Here is an 18,866-nt window from a genome sequence, read left to right as displayed (position 1 = left end):
CTGCATCTACCAACTTACTCAATGTGAAGGAAAGGTGCAGTATGCAAACGCGCGAACAATTTTACCGAGCTAAACAAATCGCTTCAGCTCCAGCCACTCCAGAAAAAATCCACGTTTATAAAACTGGCGCAAATGCTGGAAAAACCCGAAAACTAAACGCCAAGCCAGCACGACAAGGTATTTTACCAATCTCAGAAAAAACCCTATGGACTTGGGTGAGTGAAGGTAAATTTCCACAACCGATCCGCATGGGTGGCAATGTCACTGTTTGGAGAGCTTCAGACGTTCAGAAATGGATTGAGGAGCAGTCAGCATGAACAACACTCAATTAAAACAAGTCCTGGCACACCTCAAGCAAGGCAAAACTATTTCCCAGGCTGAAGCTATCGACCTTTTTAACTGCTACCGCCTGAGCGCAATTATTCAGCGTTTACGAAATGCAGGTTATGACATTGTGACCCATAACGAGCGCAATAAGTCAGGCATTGGCAGACATGCACGTTATGAGCTTGTTAAAGAGGTGGCAGCATGAAAAACAATCATAAGCATTATCTGAAATCATTTATCGAATACATGAAGCCACTGGCAACAGAAAGCCACTATTTTAAAAACTTCAAATTATCCCAGCAGCACCAGGGCATTAAAGGTGTGAAAAAATGAAACTATTTGAAAAATTCACATTGCAAAGACCAGATCATATTGGTTATAGTTCTCTTGCTTTGAGCAAAATCTCAAAGTTAGCTTTGGTCGGCTATATTTCAAAAGGCGCATATAGTCCGCTTCGGGCTTTTTTTATGCGTAATATCTCTATGCGTTCGCATGTTATGGCGGAGCTGGATGGGGACACTTTCGAGTGTGCTGGTAACCTTTTGAGCCAGTCGACCAACCCCTTTCAGCTTTGCCACCCTCACTTGGTCGTGAATGGTAAAGCTCCAAAATCAAAAGGAGCGCATTCTCATGCCTAAACAAATCAATAAAACCGCTCAAAACTTTTTAGAAAATTCTCAAGTGATTATTGAATCACTAGAGGGTACATTGCTTCGCTTATATGTGAGCTATGACCAACACGACATATCAGATGCCAAAGCAAAGGCGATGCTTGAAGTATACGAAACGCTGGCAAGTTCTGCTTTAGAAGATATTGAAAGTGCAAGCGCAAAAACAATCCTAGACATTTCAATGATTGTTAATCTTGCTACTGGCATCCTATACACGCTTGAAGAACTGGCGCATTTAAACCTAGCAAAAGGGCATACAGCAGCAGCTATAAATGGCTTGACCTTAGCTTGTAGCTCATTAAATGAATTATTAGAAGTTGCGGTGGATTATGTAATGAAAGGGGGTGCAGCATGAATGCAAAAATCACTCTTAACGCTCCCTTAGCAGTTAGCACCGACCCAGTGACAGGCAATACAACCGAATATCATTCGATTGAAGATTTTGCGACAGGTTGTATTGATGAGCGCAATCTCAAAGTTAAGCCTGAGAGCTATATTTACTCTAAATTGCCTAGTTATAACTGTGAAGAATGCACAGCACTGCCTTATGTGAATCCTGAGCAATTGAGCGAAATTGTAGGCTATGCAATCAAAGGCATTGCCAAAAAATACGACACGGATCAGACACCCCACAAAGAAATTGATTCTCAGAAAGTATCATTTTTTATTGGTGAAGCTGGAGTATTCGCAAGCAACACAAATAATAAATATATGTCGTATGTTCTAGGTACAGACAATATAGATTTATTTGTGCAACTTGCTAAGGCTGGGGAGGCCGTTGTACTTCACAAAGATATTGATGCAGCGTATCAGATTATAAACAATGGTATGCCTGAAACAATACCTAGAATGATGGCTGGCTTTAATCCGCCTCAACAGAATCAGGATTTATTTGTTCAATTGGATGACAGTTTTAAAGAACTTACTAAAGCAGGTATTAAAAAACTGTTTTTAGAAAAAGTTAATCAATTGAAGCAATCAATAGATCAGGATTCATTTGAACAGCCACAGGCGCATGAGTGGGGAGAACCTGAGCCGATAAAAGCCGAGTTACTACCAGTGCAACAGCTTACAAGAGATATGCTGCCAACCGACCTAAGCGAGTATGTTTTCGACAATGCGGAACGTGCCGACCACATGCCAAGTGATTTTGTTGCTGTGAGCTTACTAACGTGCTTGGGCGGTTTAATTGGTGCTAGGGTGAGCATCAAGCCGAAGCAGCAAGACGACTGGGAGATCGTGCCGAACTTGTGGGGCGGCATTATTGGCAATCCAAGTATGAAGAAATCCCCAGCTTTTAATGCAGGGGCAAAGCCATTGAATAATCTCGTGATGAAAGCCAAAGCCGAAGCGAAGCAAAAAAAAGGCGGTGTGATTGCAATGCCAACAGATGAAGAAAGGGAAAAGGCAAAGCAGGCAATCATAGAAAAGCAAAAAATAGCACTTGAGCTTGCAAGTAAAATCAAGGCTCTAAATGCAACTATCGCCAGTAAAAAAACGACTGAGGAGGAGAGAGAAAAAGCGATAGCTAATCTTGCTGAAATTAAGGCAGAACAAGAAATTATTGAGCACATGCAAAGTCATGCAGATGATGAAGCAATCCCCGAAAAACGCTACCTAACAAACGATACTAGCCCCGAAGCATTGACCGATTTAGAAATCAACAATCCAAACGGCATTATCATTATCCGTGATGAATTGATCGGCTTGCTATCATCACTTACTCGAAACGGTGAGGATACAGGGCGTGCATTTTACTTGGAGGGATGGAACGGCACAGGGAGTTATCAATACGACAGAATTGTTAGGGGTGCAGGCTATATCCCAAACCATTGCATCACGTTACTAGGTGGCATTCAGCCCGACAAACTTATTACATATCTTGAATCAACAGTACAAGGTACAGGAAATGATGGCTTGTTACAGCGTTTCCAATTGCTTGTTTATCCTGATGCACCAACGTGGAAGTATGAGGACAGGTATCCCAACAAGGACGCTAGGAGCGCAGTATATGAACTATTTGAAGCAATCGACAGCTTGAATCCGTCCGAACTTGTAAAGATGGGTGCTGAACCAGCAGACCAATACAACGATAGACCATACTTTCGATTTTCAGAATCGGCACAAGCGTTGTTTATTGATTGGTTTACTCAGTTAAATGCTGAAAAAATTGCAAATGAAGAACATGCAATTATCCAAGAGCACCTATCAAAATATGGGAAATTAATGCCAGCTTTAGCTTTAATTTTTCACATCATTGATGGTGTGAATTTTGGAAATGTCGGCGCAGTCAGCAAAGCAAGTGCAGAAATGGCAATCCAGTGGTGTGAGTATTTAGAAAAACATGCGCGGCGAATCTATGGACTTGTTTTAAATAGTAGCGAATTGAAAGCAAGTGCGCTTGCTTTGAAGTTGCAACAGTTGCCAGTAGAGCATGAGTGGCTATCCAGTGAGGGAGTAACGGCAAGTCAGATACTCCGCAAAAATTGGAAGCACTTAGCGACCATTGAAAGTGTTTATGAAGCGTTGGACGTTCTCGCAGAGAAGCACTGGGTGCAACTTGAAGAAGTCGAGCCAACCGTAAAAGGTGGCAGACCGAAAAAAAGATTTTTAATAAATAAAAAAATATTTTCGGTGAAAAACACCTAAAACAGCACCGACTAAACCGACAAAACTTATTTTTTCGAGGTTTAGTAGGTTTAGTCGGTGTGCTTTTGGCTATATTTCGAGAAAAAATATTTTTTTATGAGGTTAGAAACAATGAGTAACCCAATCGGCAGACTAAGAAAATAGCAATAACAGATTGCTCAAAGTGTATAGACCTAAAAAAGCTCCCGAAATAGGGAGCTAATTTAGCGTAAAAATCACTGCACATAGATAGTGAAATGATGCAGGGAGAAAGTCAAGTTTATGAGGTATAGATGATGATGCTACCTACTGAGGTTATTGAATCTGTTTTATATGAAAGTGGAATAAACAGAGCCAAAACAAAAGAAATAATAGAGCGTTCCAAGTTGGTCATGTCGGAGCGTTTAATTGATATTCAGCCATATATGAACAGCCTTTATATGAAAGCAATAGAATTGGAGGTGAAGCCAGCAGCAAATGGTACAATATCAGAGCAGCAGGCAGTTAAGTTGCTGGGTAAATCAAAAGCATTTTTTAGGGTGGCCAGACTGCAAAAAAGATTAACTCCAGATTGTGTGCTGGTGGGCAATGAGTACAGATACACGATTTATAACATTGCCGAATACTTGGCTAAACGAGATAGTTATAAGGCGTTATAAAGCCAAAACACAGAATAATAATTAATCTCTATATTTACTCATATCCTTTATATGAGTATTTTTTTTATGAAAACCAATGTCACTACCTTAGTTAAAAGCATATTTGCTCAACGTCAGGCAGAAAAAGGGCATATTTCCCCACAAGAAGTAGCGGTCAAACATTTTGGTGCAGCTTCAGCCGTTGCTCAGATGATGGTATCAAAAGGATTCACAGACCCAACACAGGCGGATTATGCAGCCATTGCAGCCAGTCAGCAGTTTGTAAATTTAGTTAAAGAAAAAAGTTTGATTGGTCAGATTGAAGCACTGGGCAGAAATTTATTCATGCCTATGAAAGAAGCTCTGAGCAGTTTTGACCTTTCAGCATGTGAAGTTGTAGCACAGGCACAGCCCACAGCTATTTTGACAGAAGTATCAGAGCTTGAATTTAAGATTGATGCAAAAAAAATCGGTGGCTATGCCATTTTTCCTGAGCGTTATTTTACAAGTGATGTTTTTAGCAAGGTTGAGCCTTTAATTAATTCAGCTTTAATTAATAGCTATGTTGCTGGCGAGAATGCAGACTTTATCGAATCCATCACAGCAGACGCGACTACAGTCACCGCTACAGGCTCCACAATGCCGACACTACTGGCAGACATTACCAACGCTTTAGCTTCGATTGATGACCCACAGGACGCAATCCTACTGCTCAACCCGTTTACTGCTTTAAATATTGCGAATGAATTAGAGCTAGATAGTCTGGGCGTAAATGGTGGTTTTATTCGTGGCATTCCAGTTATTACAAATAAGTCAGTGCCACAGACTCAGAAAATTATATTTGATGCGTCAAAGTTAATTTTAGCAACAGACCCAACAGTACAAATAGCCTTATCCAATGAAGCAACAGTAAACAGCCTAACCGATACGCCAGTGTATTTATTCCAAGAAAATAAAATGGCGATAAAAGTCATGGGGGTTAATGGCTATCAATTTAAGACTGGTCATAGTGCAACAGTGATTGAGGGCTAAGTTATGGAAAAAGCCTACTCAACACTTACATTAAAAACCGTTGATGAAGAAAAACGTATCATTAAAGGCATTGCTTCTACCATTGCCCCTGATCGGGCAAATGATATTGTTGAACCCAACGGCATGTTATTTGATCTACCTTTTCCTTTTCTTTGGCAGCATGACCACTCAAAGCCTATTGGCAATGTTGTTTCTGCTAACAGAACTTCAAAGGGTTTAGAAATTGAGGTGCAGATTGCAAAAATCAAAGAAGCTGGAAGTTTAAAGGATCAGGTAGACCATGCCTGGAATGCTATCAAAGAGGGTTTAGTGCGTGGTTTAAGTATTGGCTTTAGACCACTGGATTATGACATTCGTTCAGGTGGTGGCATTCATTACACTGCAATCGAAGTATTTGAGATTAGTGCGGTAACAATCCCATGCAATGCGCAGGCAACGATTACCGAGATCAAGCGAGCATCTAATGCAGGGGTGCGGTTATCGGGATCAGGTCACAGGACTGTTAAATTAAATACAGGCGGTGTGAAGTTATCACCAATCAGTGCGGATATTGTAGCGGATGGACTAAGCCACCAGGAGAAGCTGCTAGCTGCTCAACTAGCCTATGCCGATCAGGTGAAGCGCAAGAGCTTGCTGGAGCCATTCATTAATGAGTTTGGTGAAGATAAAGCCAATAAGGTTCGATTGATGGCAGACAGTTTAAGGGGTGACTTATGAAACCAACATTTAAAACTAGAATGATGGCAATGCTCCCGAAGAATGATTATAAGTTCCGCAGCTATTGTGTGGATGTGCTTCAGCATAAAGGGCGAACAATGACACCACAGGAAACGGACTTTATATCCAGTGTGCAGCGTTTACCACTGGAAGGCGTTGCTCAAGTTCTATGTAAGTATTCGGACAATCCCCAAAAAATAGAGTTGGTTAGAATTGGAATGCTTTTCCACATTTACCGAAATGATTTTATGGGATACCTGAAGAACAATAGAAGCAATCCGAAAATTAAAACAGCTTTTGAGATATGGGGAAGCATTAAGAGCAATCAACCCCGATCCTTTGAAGCATAGTTATTCAGTACGGGTGGTGGGCTAGTCCCATCACTTTTTATTTAGGACAGAACAATGGCAAAACTACCAACATTAAAACCACGGCTTCAGGTGGCAAAGATCAAGCCACGCACCAACCAACTGCGGAGAGGGACAGCTCGATTATATGGCAATACTTGGCAGCGAATCAGACAGCAGGTATTACTTGAGGGTGAATACACTTGTGCTAAGTGTGGCAGGGTCAGCATGTTTGAGATGGAAGTAGACCACATAAAACCGTTGTGGATGGGTGGGTCGAATAATCTGAATAACTTACAGCTATTATGCAAATCACCTTGTCATGAGTTAAAGACAGCAGAAGAAGCGACCTTGAGAGGTAGGGGGGCTTTGATTGATGAAAAAAGGAATTGGTTAGCGTTAATCCCGCAACCTCACATTCGCAAAAAAAACTGCTTTTTTAGGAATGTTTACCGATGGAGCTAACCAAGAAAAAACAGAAATTTATTGAGGGTATCAGGCAAGGAATGAATCAAAAGGATGCAGCTATTCATGCTGGATGCCCTGAAAAATCAGCAAAGCAGCAAGGATATAGGTTGATGCAAGATAAACAGGTGAAGTTTTACCTAAAGAGAGATATACAACCTAAAAATATTAACATTACAGAGATTATTAACAATTCAACCGATCCGCTTGAGTTGCTCACTCAGATTATGAATGATGAGCTGGTGGATATGCACACTAGATTAGAGATAGCTATATTTTTATTGCCTTATTTCCACTCAAAACACGCCTGAATTGACTATTTATTAAGCTTGATGTATTCGCGTACGCGCGCGCACAACGCTGTTAATTTTGTGGTTTTAGGGCTTAAAATCCCAATAGAGTTACAGTGTGGTTATTCGGGTGGTTTCTTATCTTTGATGTGCTGAAGAACAATAATCCCCCCCAGTGGTCAAGATGACCATACCTGAGCCACCAGTAAGGGGATCAGCTTATTTAAAATCCTCAACTTCGGCAATGCACACGCGCCTGGATGCACGTATCTGCAATCAAAAGTATTTTGTGATTTTTTAGAGTGATGGAGGTTAGACTGGAGGTTAAAATTTAAAAATAAAAATAAAACATAGTGAAAACAAAAGGTTAAATATAGAATAAATCGCTATCACATAGCGATTTATTGATGATGCTGTAAGTTATCATTCAATTGAAGTTATTAAAAAACCCGCTTGGAATATCTAAGCGGGTTTTTTATTACTTAAACAACGCATGTCATGCTTCAAGTTTATTTAAACTGAATCGTTCCATTTGCATTGACGGTAATTTTAGATTCACCCGCCGCCATATCTTGATCAGCTACTGCCGATTCCGCGACTGCAAATTTAGCCATACTCGCACGCATCACAGGTTGTGGGAAATAAGAATTGGTATTCAGGTTTAAATTCACCAAGTTATAGCCCGATTTATTCCAAGCCTGACTCAGCATTTGCGCACGTTGCTGGAAGTTTTTAGAGGCTTCTACCATTAACTCATTTTCAACTTTTTTACGCTGGGCATCCGACACGCTAAAGTTAATTGATTGGGTTTGGAAGTTTTGTTGTAGCTCACTCACCAATTGGCTTGCGGCTTTAAAGTCGGTGCTTTGCACGCGCACTTCGGCACGACCACGCCATTCTTTTAACTTACGGCTGTCATTGTCGTAAATTGGATAAGTGGTTTGTGAACCTGTTTCTACCTTCACTTGTGGATATTTACGTGCAGTTGCAATAGCTTGGCTCATTAACTGATTGATTTGCGAAGCCAACTCTGCAGGTTGTTTGTGACTTTTTTCAATATACAGTACTGCATGCATTTGATCATTTGAAACTTCGCGTGAAGCCTCAGCTTGTACATTGACGATATTGTAATTCAGTGATTCATTTTGCTGTGCAAATACCGTACTGGCAGCACCAGCAGCCAAGAGCGTAGCAGCGAGAGAAAGTAAGCGCATATTCTGACCTATTGTTCAAATTATCGGAAAGTTTGAAGTTGATTTGTCTGCTTTAAATAGTAACTTTGCTTTGTGAGGATTTTTAGTCGAAATTGTGGTGGCTTTGTAAAATTTCGCTATAAAATTGCAGTAAATTCAGGTTTATAAAATTCAATAAAAATAATGATCTATACTATTTTGAAAATAAATGCTGCACAGCTTGAGAGATTGCTCAAAAGAAAGTATAAAGGAATAGGAAAGAGTTAATTTTTCTTTCCTTTGTCACAATGTAAGATGATAATTCAATCGAATCATCTGCAAGATATGTTTTTTCGATGAAATTAGGCAATATTTGGGTTAAACCTGTTTATTTTCTAGAAAAATTAGGTATTATCCCGCTTCCTAGTCTTGAAGAACAAAACTCTATCTCGCTAGATCAAAAAAGCACCGAGTCAAAGGACCGCAAGTCACCAGACTTATTTCTTTCAACCCATATCAGAGATGGTAATTCGATATGAGCGTTACTTCTGTAAACCCTGCCAACCATTCCACAAACGAATACTACTTGACTCGCCAAAGTCAGATGGAATCGAATGTGCGTAGTTATCCTCGTAAATTACCGTTAGCGATAGCGAAAGCACTGGGTTGTTGGGTTACCGATGTTGAAGGTACTGAGTACCTAGATTGTTTGGCTGGGGCAGGGACCTTGGCATTGGGTCATAACCATCCTGCGGTGGTTCAAAGCATCCAAGACACTTTAGCGAGTGGTTTGCCATTACACACCCTAGATTTAACGACACCTTTGAAAGATGCTTTTACTGAAGCGTTGCTTTCACACATGCCTGGCGGCCAAGAAGAGTACTGCTTACAATTCTGTGGTCCTACAGGTGCAGATGGCACTGAGGCTGCAATTAAACTGGCAAAAACCTACACAGGTCGTAGCTCAGTTATTAGTTTCTCAGGTGGCTATCATGGTATGACACATGGCTCATTGGCCATGACAGGTAACCTGTCTGCAAAAAATGCAGTAAATGGTTTAATGCCTGGTGTTCAATTTATGCCGTATCCGCATGAATACCGTTGCCCACTTGGCATTGGTGGCGAAGCGGGTGTAGATGCTTTAACGTATTATTTTGAAAACTTTATTGAAGATGTAGAAAGCGGTGTCACTAAGCCTGCAGCTGTAATTCTTGAAGCAATTCAGGGTGAAGGCGGTGTTGTGACTGCACCAGTAAAATGGTTGAAGAAAATCCGTGAAGTGACTGAAAAGCACAACATCGTTTTAATTCTAGACGAAGTACAAGCGGGCTTTGCACGTTCAGGCAAAATGTTTGCATTTGAACATGCAGGTATTGAGCCAGACGTGATTGTTATGTCTAAAGCTGTTGGTGGTGGTTTACCATTAGCTGTACTTGCCATTAAACGTAAGTTCGACGCATGGCAGCCAGCAGGTCATACGGGTACTTTCCGTGGTAACCAATTGGCAATGGGTACAGGTCTTGTTGTACTTAAAACCATTAAAGAACAAAACTTGGCACAAAACGCACAAGAGCGTGGTGAGTTCCTTCAGGCTGAATTGAAAAAATTAGCGGTTGAATTCCCATGTATTGGTAATGTTCGTGGTCGCGGTTTAATGATTGGTATTGAAATTGTAGATGAACGCCAAGAAAAAGACCGTTTAGGTGCTTATCCAGCAGATTCTCAATTGGCTGCTGCTGTTCAAGCTGCATGTTTTGACAACAAATTATTGCTTGAAAAAGGCGGTCGTGGCGGTACGGTAATTCGTTTACTTTGCCCATTGATCATTACACAAGAAGAATGTGTAGAAGTTATCGCTCGCTTCAAGAAAGCAATTGCTGAAGCGTTAGTCGCAGTACGAGGCGCATAAGTTTATGGTAGATTTTGCAGAACATCGTAAAGCGTTACTCTGCAATGATGCTCAATCCATTGCTGACTACAGTGCAGCAATGGAGCAAGCGACTCAAGCAGTCGCAGCATGGTTGCAAAATGACAAAATGTACACGGGCGGTAGCATTAAAGAATTGCGTGAAGCGATTGCTTTCCAGCCGTCTAAACAGGGTTTAGGTGTACAAAAGTCATTGGAACGCATGGTAGAGCTTTTCTTAAATAAAAGTTTAAAAGTTCATCATCCACATTCTTTGGCGCATTTGCATTGCCCAACCATGGTGGCAAGCCAAATTGCAGAAGTGTTAATTAACGCAACCAACCAATCTATGGACTCATGGGATCAAAGCCCTGCTGGTTCATTGATGGAAGTACAGCTAATTGACTGGTTACGTCAAAAAGTTGGCTATGGCGAAGGTCAGGCAGGTGTGTTCACATCAGGTGGTACACAGTCTAACCTAATGGGTGTGTTATTGGCGCGTGATGCTTGTATTGCGAAAAACTGGAAAGATGAAAACGGTAATCCGTGGTCTGTTCAGCGAGATGGTGTACCAAGCGATGCAATGCGCAACGTAAAAGTCATTTGTTCTGAAAATGCACACTTCTCTGTGCAAAAGAACATGGCGATGATGGGTATGGGCTTCCAGTCGGTTGTTACTGTACCTGTGAATGAAAATGCACAAATGGATGTGGTTGCACTTGAGCAAACCATGGCACATTTAAAAGCAGAAGGTAAGATTGTTGCCTGTGTGGTTGCAACTGCGGGTACAACCGATGCTGGTGCGATTGATCCACTTAGAAAGATTCGTGACATCACCAATCAATATGGCGCATGGATGCACATTGACGCGGCTTGGGGTGGGGCATTAATTCTTTCTAACAGTCATCGTGACATGCTTGATGGTATTGAGTTGTCAGATTCTGTAACACTTGATTTCCATAAGCATTATTTCCAAACAATTTCGTGCGGTGCGTTCTTGCTGAAAGATGAAGCGAACTATCGTTTCATGCACTATGAAGCAGAATATTTGAACTCTGCGTATGATGAAGAACACGGTGTACCAAACCTTGTGTCTAAGTCACTACAAACGACACGTCGTTTTGATGCATTGAAACTTTGGATGACTATTGAAGCCTTAGGTGAAGAGCTCTACGGTTCAATGATTGACCATGGTGTGACCTTAACTCGTGATGTTGCTGACTATATTAAAGCAACGGCAGGTTTAGAGTTATTGGTTGAGCCTCAGTTTGCTTCTGTATTGTTCCGTGTTGTGCCTGAAGGTTATCCTGCAGAGTTCTTAGATAGCCTGAACCAAAACGTGGCAGATGAATTATTTGCGCGTGGTGAAGCTAATATTGGTGTAACCAAAGTAGGCAATGTCCAATCATTGAAAATGACGACGTTAAGCCCTGTTGCAACATTAGACAACGTGAAGAACTTACTTGGTTTGGTCTTAACTGAAGCAGAACGTATTAAAGATGCAATTGCTGCAGGTACATATACACCAGCAATTGACTAATGGCTGAATTACAGCAATTTTGATCAAATACAGCAAAAGAAGTCACTACGGTGGCTTTTTTTGTGCCTATTGTTTAGCGAGCGTAGAACGGGGCTAAAAATGTTTTGTTAATTTGAGTGTAATAAAAGAGTTCATCGTAGATTCTTCAATGGTTTTAGGCGTATTTGTCATAGAAAATAATTAGAATTGATGAATAAAACAGCAAATATTTCAGAAAAATTCATGAAAAAAGATGACATTGGCATGAATTATTACATTTTAAAAATAAATTTAAGAAAAAAGTGAGCACAATAATATTTTATTACATATTGATTTTTAAGGAAATTAAAATAAATCAATGCAGAAAAGGCAAATATAACCAAAGCGTAACAAAGTTGTAACATGGCTGTCATATTATAAAACCACAATGCAGTTATCGAAATAAGTACAAAACTTAATAACAAGTGACGTACTCCGAACTTGCATACATTGAGAGAGAACAGAATGCGCTTTACAAACATCGCCATTGCTTTAGCCGTATCTGCAGCAGCTGTAACAACAACTGCAAACGCAGCTCGTGACACCATCCAAATCGCGGGTTCTTCAACCGTTCTACCATACGCAAGTATTGTAGCAGAAGAATTTGGTAATACTTTCCCACAATTCAAAACTCCAGTTGTTGGTTCAGGCGGTTCTTCAGGTGGTTTGAAGCAGTTCTGTAACGGTGTAGGTGATAACACAATCGACATCGCGAACTCTTCTCGTAAAATTAAAGATTCAGAATTAGCAGCTTGTAAAAAAGCAGGCGTTAACCAAGTTTTAGAAATTAAAATTGGTTACGACGGTATTGTATTTGCATCAAATGCAAACAAAGCAGCTTATAAATTAAAGCCTTACCACGTGTTTGCAGCTATTGCAGCTGAATTACCATCTAAAGGTAAAATGGTTGCTAACCCATATACACGTTGGAACCAAATTGACAAAACGCTTCCAAATGAGCCTATTACTCTAGTTATTCCAGCATCTAACCACGGTACACGTGAAGTGTTCCAAGAAAAAATGGTTGATGCAGGCTGTGAAGCTTACTCAGCAATTAAAGCTTTAGACAAAGATGCGAAGAAAAAAGCATGTACATCTTTCCGTAAAGATGGTCGTGTAATTGAAATTGCGGGTGACTACACAGAAACATTGGCTCGCTTGAAAACTTCTCCAAGCGCAGTAGGTGTATTTGGTTTAGGCTTCTATGACCAAAACCGTGACCGTTTACGTGTTGCAACTGTAAACAACGTAGCACCGTCTGAAAACACAATCTTAAATGGTTCTTACCCTGTATCACGTCCATTGTTCTTCTACGTGAAAGGTGAGCACCTTAAATCAATCAAAGGCTTACCAGAGTTTACTGAATACTTCTTGAGCAAAAAAGTATCTGGTAAAGGTTCTAAGTTAGACAAAGCAGGCTTAATTTCTATGTCTGACAAAGAGCGTGCACAAGTTCTTGCTAACTTCAAAGCTGGTAAAGCGGTTAAGTAATTTGAGTTAAAACAGCTGATGGCAGGGATGACCTGCCATCGGCTTTTTGCTAAGAAATGTTTTTTCAAAAACGAAATTGAAAAAACAGTGGAGAATACATGAATCTGCTACTCATAGGTGTGTTATTGGCCATTATCGCCATAGCCTATCAAATCGGGTTAAGCAAGAGCCGTAACCTAGCAGGTAAGGGAAATAACTCTGCAATGTTACATTCACGCCCAGGATATTATGGTGCGTTGGTAGCATTATGGTGTGGTATCCCTGCTTTTTTAATTTTGATTGTTTGGAACTTGGTTGAACCAAGTATTCTAGAGCAAGTGGTGTTAAATAATGTGCCTGCGCACATTGCTGCTGGTCTAGATCCTGCAAGTACCAGTGTTTTGGTTGATCGTGTACAAGCGATTGCTTCTGGTTTTGGTGTAAGTGATACACCAGCTGCTTATGAAATTGCAGCAGCAGAGCAATTGTCTAAAGTAGCAACGATTGGTTCATACGCTAAACTTGCGGTTGTTATTTGTGCGGCTTTATTTGGTCTGGTGTGGGCAAAGAAACGTGTTTCACAACAATTCCGCGCACGTAACCAAGTTGAAAAAATCATCAACATTTCTTTGGCATTATGTTCTGGTGTCGCGATTCTGACTACAGTCGGTATTGTGATGTCTATGTTCAGTGAAGCAATGCGATTCTTTAGTTTCGTTAGCCCACTGGATTTCTTCTTTGGTACTGTCTGGAACCCAGGTTTTAGTACATCGGGTAGTGCAGACGGCAGTTATGGTTTATTGCCATTGCTGTGGGGTACCTTAATGGTCAGTGGTATTGCCTTACTTGTTGCAGTACCAATTGGCTTAATGATTGCAATTTATCTAGCAGAATATGCATCTCCTAAATTTCGTGCTTGGGCAAAACCAACCATTGAAGTTTTAGCGGGTATTCCAACGATTGTATATGGTGTATTTGCCATGATGATCATTGGTCCGTTCTTAAAAACTGCAGGTGCCTTAATTGGACTCGATATTAATGCCACTAGTGCATTAACTGCAGGTCTGGTCATGGGTATTATGATCATTCCATTTGTATCTTCATTGTCTGATGACATTATTACGCAAGTGCCGCGTGCGCTACGTGATGGTTCTTTAGGCTTGGGTGCAACCAAATCTGAAACCATTCGCCGTGTGGTTATGCCAGCTGCATTACCAGGGGTGATTGGTGCGTTCTTACTTGCTGCGTCACGTGCGATTGGTGAAACCATGATTGTGGTGTTAGCTGCAGGTAATAGTCCTTTACTACACGCAAACCCATTAGAGGCGGTATCTACGGTTACGATTACGATTGTCAACCAATTAACAGGTGATACAGATTTCGCAAGTCCGCAAGCATTGGTTGCTTTCGCACTTGGCTTGACCCTGTTCGTGATTACCTTAGGTTTGAACATTGTTGCACTATACATCGTGCGTAAATATCGTGAGCAATACGACTAATGAGTACTTCAAATACATCGTCTTTGGATCAGTTAGATCCACAAGCTGCTGCCGAATTACGTGAACAACGTAAAAAGACTATCGCCAGTTCATTGGGTAAGCGCCATCGTAAGGAAAAAACTTTCCGTATTATGGGGCTGTCGGCAGTTATCGCAGGTTTATTCTTTGTCGTGTTGCTTTTTGGCAGTATTTTGGCCAAAGGCTTGCCAGCATTTTGGCAAAGCAGCATGAGCCTTCCAATTTATTTCGATCCAGCAGTTGTGAATGTAGGTCCAAAACCGAAAGCAATTGCAGGTGAGTCACCAGCCCAATACGAAGAACGTATGATTGCGTGGCAAACTGAAATGGGCATGGTCGATTGGGATGCCCTCATTGTGAACGGCATTATTGCTAAAGATAAAGCGCTAGAAGCACAGCGTGATGATCTTGGCTATTTATATACCAGTTCTGAAGCGTACCGTGTACGTGACATGGTGTTGGCTGATCCATCACTGATTGGTCAAACCAAAGATGTTAAAGTACTTGCAGATGCTAACGTAGATGTATGGTTAGAAGGTAATATTGACCGTAGCCTGCCAGATGAGCAGCAACAGTTAAGCCCTGAAGTACGTCAATTGGCAGACAAGTTAGAGTCACAAGGCATTATTGAAAGTACATTCAATACCAACATTTTTGTTAGCCCAGACTCACGTAGTTCTCCTGCAACATCTGGTTTGGCGGGTGCATTCATGGGTTCTTTATTCATGATGCTAATTGTGATCTTTATTTCGATTCCAATTGGTGTGGCATCGGCAATTTACTTAGAAGAATTTGCGCCAAAAAATGCCATTACTGATATTATTGAAGTGAACATTAACAACTTGGCTGCTGTACCTTCTATTGTGTTCGGTTTGTTAGGTGCTGCCATCTTTATTGGTTGGATGCACTTACCATTGTCTGCACCGTTGGTGGGTGGTTTAGTGTTAAGTTTAATGACTTTACCAACCGTAATTATTACCACACGTGCATCGTTAAAAGCAGTGCCACCGTCTATTCGTCAGGCAGCTTTAGGTTTGGGCGCATCGCGTTTACAAACTGTGTTCCACCATGTACTCCCACTTGCATTGCCGGGTATTTTAACGGGTGCAATTATTGGTGTCGCACAAGCTTTAGGTGAAACTGCACCATTGTTATTAATTGGTATGAGTGCCTTTGTTGCCAGTGTACCAGCAACTCCATTTGATCAATCTACTGCGTTACCTGTGCAAATTTTCTTATGGCAGGGTAATGAATTGCGTAACTTCTTTGAAGGACGTACCGCTGCAGCCATTATCGTATTGCTTGCGCTAATGATTGGCTTGAACAGCCTTGCAATCTGGTTACGTAAGAAGTTTGAAGTACGCTGGTAATTGAGGGCAGAATATGAATACTGTAGCAAGCACAGAAAAACCAAATTCCTTAGAACAGGATAAACAAGTGAATCCACAGCAAAGCCAATTTACATCTCCAGATGTAGAACAGAAGCAATCATCAACTTCGTTTGTTTCACAGTTTGATACACAAGCGTCTAGCAAAAAAGAAGCGAAGTCTTCAAATGTGAAATTAAGTACCAATGATGTGCATGTGTACTATGGTGAATCTGAAGCAATCAAAGGTATTGATTTAAATATCTATGAAAATGAAGTGATTGCATTTATTGGTCCATCTGGTTGCGGTAAATCTACTTTCTTGCGTACTTTAAACCGTATGAACGACACCATTGATAGCTGTCGTGTAACGGGTAAAGTGATGTTGGATAACCAAGACATTTATGATCCTAACCTTGACGTCGTATTATTACGTGCGCAAGTTGGTATGGTGTTCCAAAAGCCAAACCCATTTCCAAAATCAATTTTTGAAAACGTAGCCTATGGCCCTAAACTGCATGGTTTAGCGCGCGATAAATACGATTTGGAAGAAATTGTAGAAAACAGTTTGCGTAAAGCTGGTTTGTGGGATGAAGTGAAAGACCGTTTGAATCAACCAGGTACTGGTTTGTCGGGTGGTCAGCAACAACGTCTTTGTATCGCACGTACCATTGCGGTAAGTCCAGAAGTAATTTTAATGGATGAACCATGTTCGGCACTTGACCCAATTGCAACGGCAAAAGTAGAAGAATTAATTTCTGAACTTTCTACTCAATATACAATTGCAATTGTAACGCACTCTATGCAACAGGCAGCACGTGTATCTGACCGTACTGCATACTTCCATTTGGGTGATTTGATTGAAGTGAATGCAACTGAAAAAGTGTTTACTCAGCCAGACCATCAATTAACAGAAGCGTATATTACAGGTCGTTTTGGTTAATTTGCTTAAGTCCTGAAAGCTATTAAAACAGAATCTTAGGATTCTGTTTTTTTGTTATAGTATTGATTGTTTTGTACGCGCAGCGAAAATAAAAAATGCAGTTTCCTTCACAAGAAGAACGACAACAGGCAAAACCAGCACGCCAAGCCACGAAAAAAATAATCGATGCCTTGTTTGGATTTCAACATAGTGCAGAGACGATAGCAGCACTTTTGGTTTTGCTGAGTATTTGATTGGCAACGTTTTTTAACCATGATGGGTGGTTTCCAACTTCTCAAAGCCCCAATATGAGCAATTATCATCGTTGGTTGTATGATCAATTTGTGATAGTTTCAGGTGTGATAGTGCTTGTTGTTTATTTTAGGGTACAGCAGCAAGCAAGTGATCCCCATTTTCGGCAGTCTTGGCGAGACTATATTGATGCCAATGCTAAATTTAAGTTTTATCGCTATGTAAAAGCACATCAAAAAAATAAGTTACCGTTCTTGCACAGTGCAGTAGGTGAATTTCTTTGCGTAATGTGTTTCTGCGTAGGTTTAGTGTGTTTCTATTCAATGCTTGCACCTTCAGATCATGAGCGTAGAGGTAGTTTTCTACTGTTTGGTTGGTGGCCGATCAACGCACTTATTATTGGGATTTGCTATCAGGGGCAAATTTGGTTTGCTGTACGTTTAATGGCTGTTCGGCAGATTTCTAAACGATATTTACGATTGATTCAAAAAGAAGCTGCTTTAAGATAGAAAAAGTATTGAAAAAGTCGAAATTGACCTAATGTAGTCCTAATAAACCGAATTAAATTGAGAACTCATTTTTATGTTATTTCATTTACCTAAACTACCTGCCGAAATTCGGATTAGTCATTTGAATGCGCGAATTAATGAACAACGAAAAAAAATTGCGCAAACCACGGCATCTAAACTCGAGCTATTACAACTTTCACAACAAATGGCACGTGAAGCGCGCGCCCGTAAAAAGAACAATCAAAAAATTTATGTGTTGGATTTTAAAGGTGATACTGCTGCGTCTGCTGTAGAGCAATTGCGTGAAGAAATCACCCTAATTTTGGCAACGGCCAAAGCTGGACGTGACCGTGTTGTGGTACGTTTGGAAAGTCCAGGCGGTATGGTGCATGGTTATGGGCTTGCAGCTGCACAATTGGTACGTTTGCGTGATGCAGGTTTCCATCTCACGATTTGCGTCGATAAAGTCGCAGCAAGTGGTGGCTATATGATGGCATGTATAGGTTCAGAAATTGTGTCAGCGCCATTTGCCATTTTGGGTTCTATTGGAGTAGTGGCACAAGTACCGAACTTTAATCGCTTGCTCAAAGAAAAAAATATAGATTTTGAGATGTACACAGCAGGTCAATACAAGCGCACTGTGACCATGTTTGGTGAAAATACCGAAGAAGGCAAGGCTAAGTTTGAAGAGGAATTGCAACAAACTCACGTACTATTTAAGCACTTTGTCGAAAAATACCGTCCACAACTGAATGTTGAAAAAGTGGCGACAGGTGAGCATTGGTATGGTCAGGATGCACTGGATTTAAACTTGGTAGACAAGCTACAAACCTCAGATGAATACTTACTGAGCTTATTGCCACAGCATGATATTTATGTGATTCAAACTCGTAAAAAGCCAACTTTGGGTGAAAAGCTGGGTTTACAAGCTGCACAAATGGCAGATAGTCTGATTCCAACTGTAATGAATAAAGTCATAGAAAGTTTAAGTAAAGCAAATTCAAGCTTAGTCCAAATGCGTGATCCGAAACTTTAATTTATTCCTCTACAAATGATAGGGAAAGCTCACTTCTGTGGG

At 40.7% G+C, this 18,866-nt stretch carries 20 protein-coding genes; 19 read left to right on the top strand and 1 reads right to left on the bottom strand.

The window, feature by feature from the left end:
- The first annotated feature begins 41 nt into the window (after positions 1 to 41).
- From ACEO2X_RS01805 to ACEO2X_RS01755, 11 genes are all read left to right on the top strand, one after another.
- Positions 42 to 317, top strand: coding sequence for an AlpA family transcriptional regulator (locus ACEO2X_RS01805; RefSeq protein WP_104500654.1), 276 nt, complete (start codon positions 42 to 44; stop codon positions 315 to 317).
- A complete protein-coding gene (locus ACEO2X_RS01800) occupies positions 314 to 532 on the top strand; it encodes a helix-turn-helix domain-containing protein (RefSeq protein WP_151862552.1) in 219 nt (72 codons plus the stop codon). The genes ACEO2X_RS01805 and ACEO2X_RS01800 overlap by 4 nt, the downstream gene beginning before the upstream one ends.
- Positions 533 to 656: 124 nt before the next feature.
- Complete coding sequence (locus tag ACEO2X_RS01795; protein ID WP_371970988.1) at positions 657 to 965, top strand: hypothetical protein; 309 nt, start codon at positions 657 to 659, stop codon at positions 963 to 965.
- Positions 958 to 1,353 carry a hypothetical protein gene (locus ACEO2X_RS01790; RefSeq protein WP_371970987.1) on the top strand — a complete coding sequence of 132 codons (396 nt, stop codon included), beginning with the start codon at positions 958 to 960 and terminating at the stop codon, positions 1,351 to 1,353. The genes ACEO2X_RS01795 and ACEO2X_RS01790 overlap by 8 nt, the downstream gene beginning before the upstream one ends.
- Entirely contained in the window at positions 1,350 to 3,647 is a 2,298-nt protein-coding gene (locus tag ACEO2X_RS01785) for a YfjI family protein (protein WP_371970986.1), read from the top strand. The genes ACEO2X_RS01790 and ACEO2X_RS01785 overlap by 4 nt, the downstream gene beginning before the upstream one ends.
- A 272-nt stretch (positions 3,648 to 3,919) precedes the next feature.
- Positions 3,920 to 4,285 carry a hypothetical protein gene (locus tag ACEO2X_RS01780; protein WP_371970985.1) on the top strand — a complete coding sequence of 122 codons (366 nt, stop codon included), beginning with the start codon at positions 3,920 to 3,922 and terminating at the stop codon, positions 4,283 to 4,285.
- Positions 4,286 to 4,351: 66 nt separating this feature from the next.
- On the top strand, positions 4,352 to 5,296 hold the full coding sequence (locus tag ACEO2X_RS01775; protein ID WP_371970984.1) for a hypothetical protein: 945 nt from the start codon (positions 4,352 to 4,354) through the stop codon (positions 5,294 to 5,296).
- Positions 5,297 to 5,299: 3 nt separating this feature from the next.
- Positions 5,300 to 6,013 (top strand): HK97 family phage prohead protease, encoded by a 714-nt coding sequence (locus ACEO2X_RS01770; RefSeq protein WP_371970983.1) that lies wholly within the window; start codon positions 5,300 to 5,302, stop codon positions 6,011 to 6,013.
- Positions 6,010 to 6,363 carry a hypothetical protein gene (locus tag ACEO2X_RS01765; protein ID WP_371970982.1) on the top strand — a complete coding sequence of 118 codons (354 nt, stop codon included), beginning with the start codon at positions 6,010 to 6,012 and terminating at the stop codon, positions 6,361 to 6,363. Before ACEO2X_RS01770 ends, ACEO2X_RS01765 begins: the two co-directional genes overlap by 4 nt.
- Positions 6,364 to 6,417: 54 nt before the next feature.
- On the top strand, positions 6,418 to 6,825 hold the full coding sequence (locus ACEO2X_RS01760; protein WP_371970981.1) for an HNH endonuclease: 408 nt from the start codon (positions 6,418 to 6,420) through the stop codon (positions 6,823 to 6,825).
- Positions 6,816 to 7,136, top strand: a complete 321-nt coding sequence (locus ACEO2X_RS01755; protein WP_371970980.1) for a terminase small subunit — start codon at positions 6,816 to 6,818, stop codon at positions 7,134 to 7,136. Before ACEO2X_RS01760 ends, ACEO2X_RS01755 begins: the two co-directional genes overlap by 10 nt.
- A 488-nt stretch (positions 7,137 to 7,624) precedes the next feature.
- On the opposite strand, the gene ACEO2X_RS01750 is transcribed toward ACEO2X_RS01755, so the two are convergent.
- Positions 7,625 to 8,329, bottom strand: coding sequence for an SIMPL domain-containing protein (locus ACEO2X_RS01750; RefSeq protein WP_168460074.1), 705 nt, complete (start codon positions 8,327 to 8,329; stop codon positions 7,625 to 7,627).
- 493 nt (positions 8,330 to 8,822) lie between these two features.
- Between ACEO2X_RS01750 and ACEO2X_RS01745 the strand changes: the two genes are divergently transcribed.
- The 8 genes from ACEO2X_RS01745 to sohB all read left to right on the top strand — a co-directional run bounded on the left by ACEO2X_RS01745 (position 8,823) and on the right by sohB (position 18,824).
- The gene (locus ACEO2X_RS01745) at positions 8,823 to 10,196 is read left to right on the top strand and encodes a diaminobutyrate--2-oxoglutarate transaminase (RefSeq protein WP_070153093.1); all 1,374 of its coding nucleotides are present in this window, start codon (positions 8,823 to 8,825) and stop codon (positions 10,194 to 10,196) included.
- A 4-nt stretch (positions 10,197 to 10,200) separates the two neighbouring features.
- Entirely contained in the window at positions 10,201 to 11,733 is a 1,533-nt protein-coding gene (locus ACEO2X_RS01740) for an aspartate aminotransferase family protein (RefSeq protein ID WP_371970979.1), read from the top strand.
- Positions 11,734 to 12,216: 483 nt separating this feature from the next.
- Complete coding sequence (locus ACEO2X_RS01735) at positions 12,217 to 13,242, top strand: substrate-binding domain-containing protein (protein WP_168418178.1); 1,026 nt, start codon at positions 12,217 to 12,219, stop codon at positions 13,240 to 13,242.
- Positions 13,243 to 13,340: 98 nt separating this feature from the next.
- Entirely contained in the window at positions 13,341 to 14,720 is a 1,380-nt protein-coding gene (gene pstC / locus ACEO2X_RS01730; protein ID WP_019837665.1) for a phosphate ABC transporter permease subunit PstC, read from the top strand.
- Positions 14,720 to 16,108, top strand: a complete 1,389-nt coding sequence (gene pstA, locus ACEO2X_RS01725; RefSeq protein ID WP_168418179.1) for a phosphate ABC transporter permease PstA — start codon at positions 14,720 to 14,722, stop codon at positions 16,106 to 16,108. The genes pstC and pstA overlap by 1 nt, the downstream gene beginning before the upstream one ends.
- A gap of 13 nt (positions 16,109 to 16,121) precedes the next feature.
- Positions 16,122 to 17,048: a phosphate ABC transporter ATP-binding protein PstB gene (pstB, locus tag ACEO2X_RS01720; RefSeq protein WP_096901086.1), complete on the top strand. Its 927-nt coding sequence runs from the start codon at positions 16,122 to 16,124 to the stop codon at positions 17,046 to 17,048.
- Positions 17,049 to 17,392: 344 nt separating this feature from the next.
- Positions 17,393 to 17,788 carry a hypothetical protein gene (locus tag ACEO2X_RS01715; RefSeq protein ID WP_371970978.1) on the top strand — a complete coding sequence of 132 codons (396 nt, stop codon included), beginning with the start codon at positions 17,393 to 17,395 and terminating at the stop codon, positions 17,786 to 17,788.
- A gap of 73 nt (positions 17,789 to 17,861) precedes the next feature.
- Positions 17,862 to 18,824 carry a protease SohB gene (sohB, locus tag ACEO2X_RS01710; RefSeq protein WP_154320874.1) on the top strand — a complete coding sequence of 321 codons (963 nt, stop codon included), beginning with the start codon at positions 17,862 to 17,864 and terminating at the stop codon, positions 18,822 to 18,824.
- The last annotated feature ends 42 nt before the right edge of the window (positions 18,825 to 18,866 follow it).

It is taken from the genome of Acinetobacter sp. AL9 (assembly GCF_041464035.1).
Lineage (GTDB): Bacteria > Pseudomonadota > Gammaproteobacteria > Pseudomonadales > Moraxellaceae > Acinetobacter > Acinetobacter towneri.
Note: the sequence above shows the minus strand (reverse complement) of the source record. Positions and strands in the feature narration are given on the sequence as shown.